Annotated in this window: 10 protein-coding genes; 3 read left to right on the top strand and 7 right to left on the bottom strand. The window is 58.8% G+C overall.

Annotated features, from left to right (window positions below; genetic code table 11):
* Positions 1–196: 196 nt before the first annotated feature.
* Entirely contained in the window at positions 197–2,797 is a 2,601-nt protein-coding gene (locus ACR0P8_RS06820) for an ATP-dependent Clp protease ATP-binding subunit (protein ID WP_432624378.1), read from the bottom strand.
* Between the two features lie 140 nt (positions 2,798–2,937).
* Here ACR0P8_RS06820 and ACR0P8_RS06815 point away from each other — a divergent pair, with 140 nt between their 5' ends.
* The gene (locus ACR0P8_RS06815; RefSeq protein ID WP_432624377.1) at positions 2,938–3,945 is read left to right on the top strand and encodes a universal stress protein; all 1,008 of its coding nucleotides are present in this window, start codon (positions 2,938–2,940) and stop codon (positions 3,943–3,945) included.
* 89 nt (positions 3,946–4,034) lie between these two features.
* Here the strand turns inward: ACR0P8_RS06815 and ACR0P8_RS06810 are convergent, their stop codons facing one another.
* From ACR0P8_RS06810 to ACR0P8_RS06790, 5 genes are all read right to left on the bottom strand, one after another.
* Positions 4,035–5,474 (bottom strand): DUF3027 domain-containing protein, encoded by a 1,440-nt coding sequence (locus tag ACR0P8_RS06810; protein ID WP_432624376.1) that lies wholly within the window; start codon positions 5,472–5,474, stop codon positions 4,035–4,037.
* Between the two features lie 4 nt (positions 5,475–5,478).
* A complete protein-coding gene (locus ACR0P8_RS06805) occupies positions 5,479–5,871 on the bottom strand; it encodes a cold-shock protein (RefSeq protein WP_432624375.1) in 393 nt (130 codons plus the stop codon).
* A 150-nt stretch (positions 5,872–6,021) separates the two neighbouring features.
* Positions 6,022–7,869, bottom strand: a complete 1,848-nt coding sequence (locus tag ACR0P8_RS06800) for a sensor histidine kinase (RefSeq protein ID WP_432624374.1) — start codon at positions 7,867–7,869, stop codon at positions 6,022–6,024.
* A 9-nt stretch (positions 7,870–7,878) separates the two neighbouring features.
* Positions 7,879–8,610: a response regulator transcription factor gene (locus ACR0P8_RS06795; RefSeq protein WP_026646412.1), complete on the bottom strand. Its 732-nt coding sequence runs from the start codon at positions 8,608–8,610 to the stop codon at positions 7,879–7,881.
* Between the two features lie 4 nt (positions 8,611–8,614).
* Positions 8,615–9,508: a TPM domain-containing protein gene (locus tag ACR0P8_RS06790; RefSeq protein WP_432624373.1), complete on the bottom strand. Its 894-nt coding sequence runs from the start codon at positions 9,506–9,508 to the stop codon at positions 8,615–8,617.
* Positions 9,509–9,587: 79 nt separating this feature from the next.
* On the opposite strand from ACR0P8_RS06790, the gene ACR0P8_RS06785 reads away from it, so the two are divergent.
* Together ACR0P8_RS06785 and ACR0P8_RS06780 are read left to right on the top strand one after the other, a co-directional pair.
* Positions 9,588–9,878 carry a WXG100 family type VII secretion target gene (locus ACR0P8_RS06785; RefSeq protein WP_432624372.1) on the top strand — a complete coding sequence of 97 codons (291 nt, stop codon included), beginning with the start codon at positions 9,588–9,590 and terminating at the stop codon, positions 9,876–9,878.
* Positions 9,879–10,001: 123 nt separating this feature from the next.
* Complete coding sequence (locus ACR0P8_RS06780) at positions 10,002–12,866, top strand: choice-of-anchor A family protein (protein ID WP_432624371.1); 2,865 nt, start codon at positions 10,002–10,004, stop codon at positions 12,864–12,866.
* 119 nt (positions 12,867–12,985) lie between these two features.
* On the opposite strand, the gene groEL is transcribed toward ACR0P8_RS06780, so the two are convergent.
* The coding region (gene groEL / locus ACR0P8_RS06775; protein WP_432624370.1) for a chaperonin GroEL at positions 12,986–14,025 on the bottom strand (1,040 nt) is incomplete at its 5' end.

Below are 14,025 nucleotides of genomic sequence, written 5' to 3'. Positions count from 1 at the left end.
CTCCTGCCTTGATGAGTTCCAGTGCCTCGCGCCGGAACCCGTCGTCGTAGTGTTTCCTTCGATCCTCGCGCATACGAAAGAACCGCACCTCCGATCATTGAATCTGAATTTCTTCAGTCCAACAATCGGGGTGCGGTTCATCATGAAACCAACGACCCTCACCATTTGCCGGACTTACCACCCGACAAACATGGAATTATTCCTGAGAAGGCGTGGAATCAGTCGGTTCCGCAGATTCGGCCGTCACAGGCGTCATTTCCTGCTGTGCTGGTTCGGCGGATTCCTCCGAACCTTTGGCCGGATCTGTGGATTCCGGCTCCTCGAATGCCTCACCAGTGAAGGTGAACTCGCCCAGGATGCCTTCACCTTCGGCGTCGACCTTCACACGCTGGCCATCCTCAAGGTCGCCCATGAGGATCTTCTCCGAAATGGCGTCCTCGATGTCGCGTTGGATCACACGACGCAGCGGACGGGCTCCGAGCAGCGGGTCGAATCCCTTCTGCGCGAGCAAATCCTTAGCCGCATCGGTGAGTTCGAGCGACATATGGCGATCGAACAGACGATCGTTGAGCTGCTTGACGTCCAGATCGACGATCTGGCGAACCTGCGGCTCGGTGAGCTGCTTGAACACGATGATGTCATCCAGACGGTTCAGGAATTCCGGACGGAACTGCTGCTTAAGTTCCGCGGAGACCTGTTCCTTCATGCGCTGGTAGCTCGACTCGGTGTTCGTGCCCAAGTTGAAACCGGTGTTGGCCGCCTTGGCGATGTCACGCGTGCCGAGGTTGGTGGTCAGGATGATGATGGTGTTCTTGAAGTCCACCTTGCGTCCCTGTCCATCGGTCAGATGGCCATCGTCCAGCACCTGCAGCAGCGTGTTGAAGATATCCGGATGGGCTTTCTCAATCTCGTCGAACAGCACCACGGAGAACGGTTTGCGACGCACCTTCTCGGTGAGCTCGCCACCCTCCTCATATCCGACGTATCCCGGAGGCGCGCCAAACAGACGCGAGGCCGCGTACTTTTCGGAGAATTCCGACATATCCACACGGATCAACGCATCCTCGTCATCAAACAGGAATTCGGCGAGCGCCTTGGCCAGCTCGGTCTTGCCAACGCCGGTCGGACCGGCGAAGATGAACGAGCCAGCGGGACGCTTCGGATCCTTCAGGCCAACACGAGCACGGCGGATGGAGCGGCTCAGTGCGGACACGGCCTCGTCCTGGCCGATGATGCGCTTGTGCAGCTCGCTTTCCATGCCCATGAGCTTCTTGGATTCGGCCTGGGTGAGCTTGAACACCGGAATGCCCGTAGTCTGGGAGATTACCTCAGCGATGACATCCTCATCCACCACCATCTTCACATCGGATTCACCCTCGCGCCAGGAGGATTCCTTCTCCTTGCGCTCGGCTTCGACCTTTTCCTGCTTGTCGCGCAGTTCGGCCGCCTTCTCGAAATCCTGATCCTTGATGGCCTGGTCCTTTTCCTGGGCCAGTCTGGCCGCCTTGGCGTCCAGTTCCTTCAATTCCGGAGGCGCGGTAAGCCTGCGGATACGCAGACGCGCTCCGGCCTCGTCAATCAGGTCGATGGCCTTGTCCGGCAGATGACGGTCCTGGATATAGCGGCTTGACAGCTCGGCCGCCGCCTGCAACGCACCATCGGTAATCGTCACATGATGATGGTTCTCGTACCGTTCACGCAGACCCTTCAGAATCTCAATGGTCTCGGCGATGGTCGGCTCGTGCACCTGAATCGGCTGGAAACGGCGTTCCAGCGCGGCATCCTTCTCGATGTACTTGCGGTATTCATCGGTGGTGGTCGCGCCGATGGTCTGCAGCTCGCCACGGGCCAGCATCGGCTTCAGCATGTCGGAAGCGCCCAATGCGCCATCGGCGGAGCCAGCGCCCACGATGGTATGGATCTCATCGATGAACAGTACGATGTCGCCACGCGTCTTGATTTCCTTCAAGACCTTCTTCAGGCGCTCCTCGAAATCACCGCGGTATCGGGAACCGGCCACCATGGATCCGAGATCCAGGGAATAGACCTGCTTGCCCTTCAGCGTCTCCGGAACATCACCCGCGTTGATCTTCTGCGCGAGTCCCTCGACGACGGCGGTCTTGCCGACGCCAGGTTCGCCGATCAGCACCGGATTGTTCTTGGTGCGGCGGCTCAGCACCACCATCACACGTTCAATCTCGTTGGAACGTCCGATCACGGGATCGAGCTTTCCGGCCGCGGCCTCGGCGGTCAGATTGCGCCCGAATTGATCGAGAATCGCGGAACCGGTCTGATTGCGCCGATCCTGAACGCCTCCGGCATTGGCGAGCTCACCCTTGCCATCGTTCTTGCCATCGCTGGAATTGCCACGGATCAAATCGATGGTGGCGCTGCGCAGTTCGCCAAGATTGACATCCATCTTGATCAGCACCTGCGTGCCGACGCCTTCGCCCTCATGAATCAGGCCGAGCAGGATATGCTCGGTTCCGATATAGCTGTGCCCCAGCTGCAACGCCTCGCGCAGCGACAGCTCCAACACCTGCCTGGCATGCGGAGTGAAGGGAATATGGCCATTCGGCGACGCATTCCCCTTGCCGATCATCTCTTCGACCTGTTTGCGGGTATCGTCCAAAGTCACACCCTTCGAGGCCAACGCCTTGGCTGCGACGCCTTCACCCTCGCGAATCAGGCCGAGCAACAGATGCTCGGTGCCGATGTAGTTGTGCTGGAGGGTACGAGCTTCTTCCTGCGCCAGCACGATCACGCGCCGCGCACGGTCGGTAAACCGTTCGAACATGCTTGTCCTTCCACTCTTGTTAGTCCTTCAACACTCTACCGATTCACAGTGACGTTTATTCCACCGGCGCGTAAATTGCGCTGTGAACGCAAAGGAACGGATATGCTTGAGCTATGGCAACGACCAAGGAGGTCACCACAATGAGCGACACCACCCTACAATCGAATGATGCGACGGAAACACGTCAAGGCGACATCGTCGTCGGCGTCGACGGCTCCGACGAATCCTTCGCGGCGCTGCGCTGGGCTCTCGGCGAGGCGTCGTTGACCGGCCAGAGAGTGAATGCGGTCTACGCATGGTCCCATTCATGGGACACGGGTTCCCAGCCGGAAGACGAGGAGCAATGGGCCGAGAAACGTCACGACATCGCCCGACGCCTGCGGGAGTGGGTCGTTCAGGCCTCGCAAGGCATGACGATCGACGAGGACCGCGTCACACTCACCTCCGTCAAAGCCACCGGAACGTCCGCACTGCTGGAGATCGGCAAGGACGCCCAACAGATCGTCGTCGGACGTCGTTCGCTTGGCCGCGTGGCACGATGGTTCCTGGGTTCCCTTTCGGCATCCCTCGCCGAGGAGGCGAAAGTACCTGTCACCGTGGTCCGTATCCTCGATGATGAGGAGGCTTCCGTGCAGGACGCCATCGCCAATACGCTTACGCCCGTCGACGAGACGGTCTCCTATGAGATGCCCAGCTCTCCCCTGCCGCATAGCCAACGTCCGGTGGTCGTCGGTGTCGACGGTTCGGAAATCTCCAAGCACGCGCTGCGTTTCGCCATCGAATTCGCCGCGTTGCACCACGCTCCCCTGCAGGTCATGTTCTGCTGGCAGCTGAAAGACCTGGGCACCATCAAGGGATATGAGAACGCCGTGGCTCCAATCGCCGTCGGCCAGGAACATGCGGAACGCATGCTCGACGAGCTTCTCGATTCGGTGCAGGTTCCGGCGCAGGATATTCCCGACGATTTCCAGATCGAATCGCACGCATTCCATATCTCCGCCGCGAAGGGACTTATCGAGGCCTCCCGTTACGCGCGCCATCTGGTGGTGGGCTCGCGTGGATTGTCCGGATTGGATGCGCATTTCCTCGGATCAGTATCCAAGCAGATCATCAATTTCGCTGATTGCACGGTCACTGTCGTGCATTGATCCCATAACGACGGAATAAGGAAGGCCGATGTCCAGGATAGGGACATCGGCCTTCCTTATGATCGCGTCAGCAGGACGAGTCGACGACACTATTCCGTCTCCTCATTCTCCTCATCTTGCACGCTCCGTTGCTCTTCGGCCGGAGTCTCGTTTTCGGCATCCGTGGTATCGGAAGCCGTTTCAGCCGATTTTCCGATTTTTAATCCAAGCTCGATAGCTTCAGGCTCGGATTCAGTCAGCTGATCCGGAATCGGCGATTGCGCCGACTCCGATTCAAAGGCTTTCTCCGCTTTCCCGGTCGTGTCTTCAGAAGCGTTTTCGACGGCAACAGGTGGTTCATGCGCAGCAGTGTCTTCGGGTTCGGAAGCCATATCGGTTTCGCCATCCACCCGCGTGGAATCCTTCGTCGGCTCCGACTCGTTCCCGTCAATTTCGACAGTGGCCTCCACTTCGGGCTCATCATCGGATGACGTGTGCTCGAGGACCTCCTCCTGGCTTGCGTCATCGTCGATGGTGTTGGCTTCGATATCGGCCTCGGAGCCCTCTTCATCCTCATTCGGATTATGCTCATCGTCCGAGGAAAGGCTTTCAATCAGTTCCACTGATCCACGCTCGTCACGAGGTGCCTGCGCGATGATATCGATATGCATGTCATCGAACGCGGGCTTCGACTGGACCCACAGATGCGAGGGTTCCGGCGGGGCGATTTCGGAATGTTCTCCGCAGCCATGGTCGACGGACACGACCCTACCGTCATCCGGGCTCCATTTGTTGGCGCATACGCCGAACAGCAGATTCAACTCGCCTTTCAGGGGAATGAAGAATCCGCACGTGGAGCAGGGATTGCCGTCCGAAGTCTTGGTGGACAAGGATTTCGGCCCATGGGGTCCCTCATACCAACGCTTCGCGGTCTGGGAACGACCGAGAGGCGTCATCACATGCCTACGGGACAGATCAAATTCCTCGACAGCCTCATCGACGTCCTCTTCGGATGTCGCGGATTGGCCATCAGCCTCATCGATACTTTCCGTTCCCGTTTCCTGGATGGCCCCATCATCCTCTTTCGCGTCCGGAGCCGTTTCCTGATCCGCGGCGCGGCCGTCATCCGGCATCCCATTCGACGTGTCATCATCCGCACCGGCATCCTCCGACGCGTCTTGCCGCGTCCTGCGGAAGCCATCCTCCATACGGGGATCATCCGGATCGGTGCCAATCGAATCGGTCACCGCCAGATCACCCGGTTCGAGACGATCCTTCCACGGAATCCATTTCGGCGGACGCAACGCTTTATCGGTCGGCACCAAGGACGATTCATTAACGGTCCAATGGTCCAATTCGACGTCATGATACATCGTCACGGACCATTGCCAACCCTCGTAGCCACGCACATGCGCTTCGAAGCGGAAATCGGTGACGCCGTCTTCCAGGCCAATGGCTTCCACGAAGTCGCCGACCTGTCCTTCCTCGTCAGCCACGGCGACGGCTACCGCCCGGGCGATCGACTTGGGTTCCATTGCGGTATCGGACATGAAATCAATCCTGTACGTCGAAGTTGTCGGCGACCGCGCGCATCAGCACGGCGAGTTTCTTGCTCTCGGACGGCGAAGGATAATGATGGCGACGCAACTGGTTGCCTGCGGAGTCCAGCAACTTGATGAGATCCTCCACAATGGCGGCCATGTCGTCCGGCTTCGGACGCGTGGCCTTGACCAGAGATGGAGCCGACGCCACCAACGTCACGCCCATGGCCTGCGGTCCACGGCGCCCGTCCACCACCGAGAACTCGACCTTCGCCCCCTTGCGTAGTGTCTTCACGCCTTCGGGAAGGGCGGCCGCGGGGAGGAAAACATCATCCGCGCCCTCATCCGTCTGAATGAATCCATAGCCTTTGTTCGCATCGAACCAACGAACACGTCCGCTAGGCATTGTCACCTCACTACTCGCTAATCACATACCTTCATGCGAATGGCCGATCGCCATCCGCCAATAACAAACCAAAGATACAGTCTAGCGCAAGAGGTGGGCTATACGCCCATCCCCTGCGTTGTTCCCATCAGGCGGCAAAGCGAGGAAAGCCTATTTCTTCGCTTTGCGATTCCACTTCTCATTCCTACGACCGTCTTCCGGCGACGTCGGCTGAGGCTTCGGCTCGACCGGTGCGACAGGCAACACCACGGTCAGGGTCAGTCCGGTTCCGTCGCTGCCAGACGCGCAGATGAAACCATGATGTGCCTTGACCACGGATTGCGCGATCGCCATGCCGAGACCAGTGCCCCCCTTCTGTCTCGCACGTGACGGATCGGCGGTGTAGAACCGTTCGAAGATCTTCGAACGCGCCTCCGGTGGCACACCAGGACCATGGTCGCTGAACCGCACGATCGCGTAGTTCATGCCGACCTGCATCGACTGCCCCACCTCGATGGCCTCGATCAGATGATGCAGAGACTGTTCATTGGACGGCATGCGGGACAGCGATTCGGGGCTGATCGATGCGGGGAGCACCCCCATGGAAATCTCCACCGGGGAATCCGTCGGCGTGTAACGATGGATGTTGCCCACAATGTTGGTGACCACCTGGCGCAATCGCGACGCGTCGCCCTTGAGAACGATTTGGGGCATGTCGCCCTTCCGGAACGCCAACCTCGTCGGATTGTCCAAGTCCGTTCCAGGTTGAAGGACCACCTGTCCGCATGAGATGCCACGCTCAGGATCAAGGGCATGCAGGTCGTCGGCGGCGTCCTTCACTACGGAGGTCAATTTCACCTGCTGTGTGATGTCGATGCCGCGGCCCTCGTCCAGTCGAGCCAAGGACAGCAGATCCTCCACCAGAACCGTCATACGGGCGCTGGACGCCTCGATATGCGCGATGGACTCGTCGGCACGTTCCAGCGCTCCCGGCATATCGCGCTGCATCTTGTACAATTCCGCGTATCCGTGGATGGCGGCAAGCGGAGTACGAAGCTCATGGCTGGCATCCGAGACGAACCGCTTCATCTTCTCGGTGGTCTCCTCCTGCGCATGGAAGCTTTCCTCGATGCGTGCCAGCATGGTGTTCAAGGACACGGAGAGCGAGCCGACCTCGGTGTTCTCCGGCAGATCCGGCACGCGCTGGCTCAAATCCCCCGCCGCGATTTTTGCCGCGGTTTTCTCGATGCGTTTCAATGGCGCGAGCGTCCCCTGCACCAGAATGGTTCCGAGTATCGCGCCGATCAGCACCACGGCGATACCGACCATCGCGCAGAACCTCGTCAGTGTGTCGGCCGTGTCTATCTGGTCGCTCAGCGACAGTCCGATGAACACGATGCCGCTGTCCTTGACCTGTCCGGCCCGCGTCTTTTCGCTCCATGGCAATGCTACGACGCGCCAAGGCGATTGGGCTTCCTGCATAATGGCGTGGTCGGGATTGCGGCTTGTGGTGACGTGTACCACTGCACGCGTCGTGAACGGCTGTCCAAGTGTGACGCCGTCTATGCTGCCGTCCGCCGGAAGGCTCGGCTCGGAGACCACTCCGTCACGGAGCATGGGTACCGATCCGACGCCAGTGCTCCGGTATTCGCTATCCCTCACCTCCACGTAATACGTGTTCATGAGGCTTCGCCCATCATCGCCACTGTCGCTGCCAAGCGAATCCATGCTGTTGAAGATCAGCTGGGCCTGGTTGATCAGCTGAGTATCGGTTTTCTGCAGCAGATAGTTGCCCACCAATGTCCGTATGGAAAAGGAGATACCGATGGTTCCGATGGTCAGCAGCACGATGATGCAGGTGACCAGTTTCGTGCTCAGCGGAATCGCCTGGATTCTGCGGGTGAAACGGCTCCACAGCTTTCCGCGTTTCGGCAGTGGATGAGGGGGCCGCGCGGAAGGAGGAGCCACCGAAGGTTGGGGCGCGGCGCCGGCGGATGGAGGATTGGAATCCATGATCATGATGGAAGACTAGTTCTTGGGAGCGCGAATCATATAGCCGATGCCACGCTTCGTCTCGATGAGCGGAGTCACTTTGTGCTTCTCGCCGTTCTCATCCTCCACGACGATGCCATCGACCTTCTTGCGCAGGTAGGAGATGTACGATTCGACGATGGCCGCATCCCCGCCCCAGTCGTATTGCCACACATGGTCGAGAATCTGCGCTTTGGACAGCACACGTCCCTCATTGTCCATGAGGTACCGAAGCAGTTTGTATTCCGTCGGACTCAGTTCGATCGGCTGGCCCGCACGGGATACGTCATGCGAATCCTCATTGATCTCAAGGTCGCCCACGCGGATGATCGGATCGTCCTCGACCTGTTCCTGGGTGCGGCGCAGAATGGCCCGGATGCGCGCCACGACCTCCTCGAGACTGAACGGCTTGGTCACGTAGTCGTCGCCGCCAACAGTCAACCCCATGATCTTGTCTTGGGTATCGTCGCGGGCGGTCAGATACAGCACGGGTGTGGTGATGCCTTCCTGCCTGATACGACGGGTCACGGTGAAACCATCGATGTCAGGAAGCATCACGTCCAAGACGATCAGATCGGGCTGGATTTTCTCGATGACTTCGATGGCCTCGGAACCCGACGCCGCGGTGTTCACCTCGAAGCCTGCGAAATGCAAGGATGCCACCAGCAGCTCGCGGATGGACGGCTCGTCATCGACAACGACAATGGATGCTTCAATAGGCTTGCTCATGGCTTCAAGCATCACTCACTTCGCTGGATGTTTCCTGAACGGATTCTGAATCTTGTGTTGACGCTTCAGCATGGTTCCCGTCGGACTTTTCCTCCGAATCGCCTCCCCATGCCTTGACCGGCCGTTCGCGTTCGGAGACAGCGTCATGGCGACTATGACGTCCCTTGCGCCGACGTGAAATCATGCCTTTCTTCCGCAATATGTGGAATACGACCAGAACGACCACCAGCAGCGCCAGCACGCCGATGAAGATTCCCACACTGAACCAGACGGTTTTGGAGGAAGTGGAGGTCTTCTTCTGCACCGCAATCTGATCCATCATATCGGTGGCGGATTTCGCCCAATCGGGATCGCTTTCCATCAAAGGCTTTTGCGCGGCATCGGAAAGCGCGTCCACTGTGGATTTGCTTCTCAGCCACTCCTCGGAATTCGAAGACACGGCCACTACCAGATTGCCATCGCTCGAAGCGACGGCCAGCATCACGGTATTCGGTTTCGGATGGAGCGATTCCAACAGCGAACTCACCCACTTGTCGGGCTTGCCGTTGGTATTGAAACTGTCCAGATACACCAGACGGACGGTGACGCCGGTCTCCTTCTTCGTCCTGTTGATGGCATCCGTGATTTCGGAGACGTTCGATCCAAGCAGATTCTGCGTGTCGGTGATGTTCTCCGTGGCCGTGACGCCCGAATCGGCGCCATCGTCATCCGCGTATCCCATCGGAGTTATCCACAACATCATGAACAGAACGAAGATACCCACAATCAGTGCGCAAACCGCTTTTCCCCAACGTTTTCTCACAGCGTCGCGATTCCACGACACGCCGTTGGACCACGAATTCGCAGGTTCTCCGACCACAACCCCGGTTTTTCCGTCGCACACGTTCACTGAAGACATACCGTCCACTGTACCGTTCGGTTGCGCCAACCCAAGACCGCACGGTGGGAAACAATCATTCGACGACGAAAGGACCGTCATGCCCCAGTATCAAGTCGACAGCGAACAGATCCAATCCTCAAGCGCTGCCGTGAACGCCTCCATCCAGTCGATCAGGCAGGCCGTGCAGGGAATGTATGGCAATCTCAACAACCTGCAAAGCGTCTGGCGGGGCGGTGCCGCGACGCAGTTCACCGCAGTGGCGGAGCAGTGGCGCGCAGCACAGCAGCAGATGGAGCAATCCCTCGAATCGATTCAGCGTGCGTTGACGCAAGCCTCCGCATTGTATTCGGAAACCGAAATGCAGGCGTCGCGTCTGTTCGCTCAATAATCCAGGATTTTCCCGAACCGACCCGTCGTCCGGTGTCTATCACGGACCGTTCCGCCGCCGACACCGGACGTCGGGTCGGATGCCGTACCGCCAACAGCACCATCAATACAGAAAGACGCTACGATGAATCTTCATCCACGTACCAGAATCCTGGCCTGCATCGTGGGATTGGCCACGATGGCCATGGCAATGAACGGCAACGCATATGCCGAACAACCGCACCGGCCCGCAGCCATCGCACAGGAAACATCCCATCCAGACCCGCAAAACGTTCCATCATCCGGAGCCATCGTCCAAAACGCCACGGACTCCGCGAGGAAGGCTACCAGGAATTCGAATCTCGGACAGCCGAGCCAATCGGACGCCGAAGACGGAGGATCCCCGTCGGACAACATGAACGACGTCCTCGCCGAAGGTCAAATCATCAGCGGAGTGCATGACATCGAGGACCCGGCTACCAGCATCTACGTGGGAGGCGATATGACCTACCACAATAATGTCGAAACGGAAGGAAGCATCGTCGTCGACGGCGACCTATCCATCGAACGGCACATGCCGGAAAGCCTCCTCGCCGGCAAGGTCATGTGGGGCATGGGGTTCAATCCCCCAGCCGGCGCCGATATGGTCACCGTGGGCGGCGAATTTCGAAACCTCACCGGGGAACGCCCGCAATGGGTCAGCGGATCAGCACGGTTCGGAGGCAAAATGGCGTGGGGCAACGGGAAGGAGATCAATTCCAACGGCCACAAGCCCTTGTATCTCGCCACGCACGACAATATGACGGACATGGGTTGGGATGCCGATGCCTCCCAAGTCCGGTCATGGACATATTCGGATTTGCCCGCGACCGCAAGGATCACGCACAGTCTCGGCAAAACCGAGGCATTGAAGGCGGACATCGACGGAAAAGGCGGTGTCGTCGACTATAACGATTACGTCGACACGACCCTCAGACCGTTAAGTCGCCAGCTTGCCTCGCTTCCCGCAAACGGCATGGTCTCATTCGAGAAGGCTCCCGACGAGGACGCGCATGTGTTTTACGACGATTATGCCGTGTCGATCCGCAATGAGGGACGCATCGTATTCCGAGGAACCGGCAATCCGGAAAAACAGGTGTTTCCTCTTGATCTGGATGCGCTCAAAGCGGCGGAAACGGCATACGGCGTCAACCAGTGGAGCCTCGACTTCAGAAACCTTCCCGACGGTCAGGCCATCGTCATCAACGTATCCGGATCCGGAAAACGGACCTGGAGTCCCGGGTGGCGCGTCTGGGTGAATGGCGAGAACCATGCCACCACAATCAACACCCGTGGAGATTCCTGGTCGAGATTCCGCGATGTTGCCAGCCGCGTTATATGGAACTACCCCGATGTCACATATCTGAAACTCGATTATTCGCATGGAACGTTGAACAAAAACGGTTATGGAGTGACGGCCGGCAACGATGTGTATGGCACGATGCTGGGCAAGGGATCGTTGTTTCCTGGTTCCATTCTTCTGCCGGACGGCAGCATGACCGATTACGCGGACACCAACGGGCGACTTCTGATCGGCGGAAATCTCGACTTCAACGTATGGGAGCATCATAATGCCCCATGGATCGGCTTCGACGAGCCCCAACGTTTCATGCTGCACGGAACCACCCGCGCGGAAGCCTCACAGGCGTCATATGCCGGAGACAAAGCCGTCCACGACACATTGACGCTGCGTTCCACAGGTCCCAACGGCCAAGGAACAGCAATATTCGACCTGCAAGTGACAGGACTGTCCGTAACGTTGTCGTATCGAGCCCCGTCCGGAAACATCTCGAGAAGCGGTCCGAAGACGTTTGCCGTGGCAACCGTGCCACGATCCGGTTCGGCCATAACCTTGGAAAGTCCCGATTTCGTTCCCGGGGATCTTGGTCTCGGCTCATGGAAGGCGGGTGAATACTGGTTTGACGTGTCAGGTGCCGACATCAGTATCGAAGACGCGTCCAAAAGCGTGAGGTCGTCGCTCAGCAGAACGTCTTTGCTGGATGGCTCGAACGACGATGCGGAGAGATTCGTCATCTCTCCGCAGGCGCTCCCGCTGGGACTGTCAACGAAGGCGAATCCGAACGACGCGTCGACCGGCAACGCCAATGCGGTCACCGACGCCGTCTTCCTCATCAATAATGGAACAGTCGAGATAATCGTCAGAACGATGCACGTCACGCTGAATTATCCAGGTGCAGACGGAATCGTACGTTCAACGAAAACCGTTTCGGATACGCGCATACCTCCACAAGACACGGTGAAGGTCGATTCTCCTGAATTCGTTCCGACGGACCTTGGTTTCACCGGAAACTGGCATCAGAATCTGCGGGAGTCAGACCATTATTGGTTCGATGTATCCATCGACCCCGCGGATGTGACGGACACGTCCGGAACAGTGGTGCCGCTCGCCACCTCTGCGATTCATGATGGCAGAACGGATCCGGAGGAACAATTCCAAGTGCTTGCCGAGACACGTCAGGCACGGACCAAGGCAGCGGACACATTCCGATACGCGGGAGGTACCGATGCCGTGCACGACAGCATCATCATGAAATTCGAAGCGGTGCCTTCACTCCAGATCGTCAGCACATTGAATTGGTGTTCCGACGTCAAGGGCTCCCAAGCAGAACGCTCCATCGCGAAAAACGCCGTGGTACAAGCGCACGGCACCAGCAAAGGGCCCGAATTCATCCCCGAGGATTTCGGCTGGGAAACATGGAAGAGCGGCAGGTACTGGTACGACCTGAGCATAACCGATCAACAGGGGGCATTCAGCCTAGAGCCGCTGCTTGGCATCGGCATCGACGAGGAGCAGTGGAGCGCAATCGAACCGCCAACGTTGCCGATGACGGGATTCCCCTACGACATGAGACGACTCGTCTTGGCCTGCGGTGGAATATCGGCCATGACGGTGGCTATCGGTGCGATGCTCATATCCCGGAAACGTCATTCCGGCGCATCCGGCCAATGACCGACATGCTCAGCAAAGCGGCCATTGGCATGATACGGAAAGGGTCCGTTTCCCCAATATCGAGGAAACGGACCCCATACGCCTATTCGCGAAGAACAGGGACTACCGGATATCGCCTATCAGTAGCCCATGTCGGCGCCTGCTGCCGGAGCGGCAGCTGCCGGCGGCTCCGGCTTGTTGGCCACCACAGCTTCGGTGGTCAGGAACAGGCCGGCGATGGAAGCGGCGTTCTGCAGGGCGGAACGGGTCACCTTGACCGGATCGGTGACGCCTGCCGCCAGCAGGTCCTCATATTCGTTGGTGGCAGCGTTCAGACCCTGACCGTCAGGCAGGGAGCGAACCTTGTCGATCACCACGTCACCGGACAGGCCGGCGTTCTCGGCGATCTGCTTGATCGGAGCTTCGACGGCGCGGAACACAATCGCGGCACCGGTAGCCTCGTCGCCTTCGAGCTTGACATCATCCTTGGCCTTGGCTGCGGCCTGAATCAGGGCCACGCCACCGCCCGGAAGCAGACCTTCCTCGATGGCGGCCTTGGCGTTGCGCACGGCATCCTCGATGCGGTGCTTGCGTTCCTTGGCCTCGACCTCAGTGGCCGCGCCGACCTTGATGACTGCGACGCCGCCAGCCAGCTTGGCCAGACGCTCCTGCAGCTTCTCGCGATCGTAATCGGAATCGGTGTTCTCGATTTCAGCGCGAATCTGAGCCACACGGGCAGCCACATCCTCCTTGGAGCCGCCACCGGACACGATGGTGGTCTCGTCCTTGGAGACGATGACCTTCTTGGCGGTGCCAAGCACGGACATATCGACGGAGTCGAGCTTCAGGCCCAGCTCGTCGGACACCACCTGGGCGCCGGTCAGGATAGCCATATCCTGCAACATGGCCTTACGGCGATCACCGAAGCCCGGAGCCTTGACGGCGCAGGACTTGAAGGTGCCACGGATGTTGTTCAGAATCAGGGTCGGCAGGGCTTCGCCGTCGACATCCTCGGCGATGATCATCAGCGGCTTGCCGGTCTTCATGACCAGTTCGGCGATGTGGACCACGTCCTGCTGGGAGGACAGCTTGCTGGAGGTCAGCAGGATGTACGGGTCTTCGAGCACTGCGGTCTGATCGTCGGCGTTGGTGACGAAGTACGGAGCGATGTAGCCCTTGT

The organism is Bifidobacterium sp., assembly GCF_050874245.1.
Lineage (GTDB): Bacteria > Actinomycetota > Actinomycetes > Actinomycetales > Bifidobacteriaceae > Bifidobacterium.
This window is presented reverse-complemented; position numbering and strand designations above follow the sequence as displayed.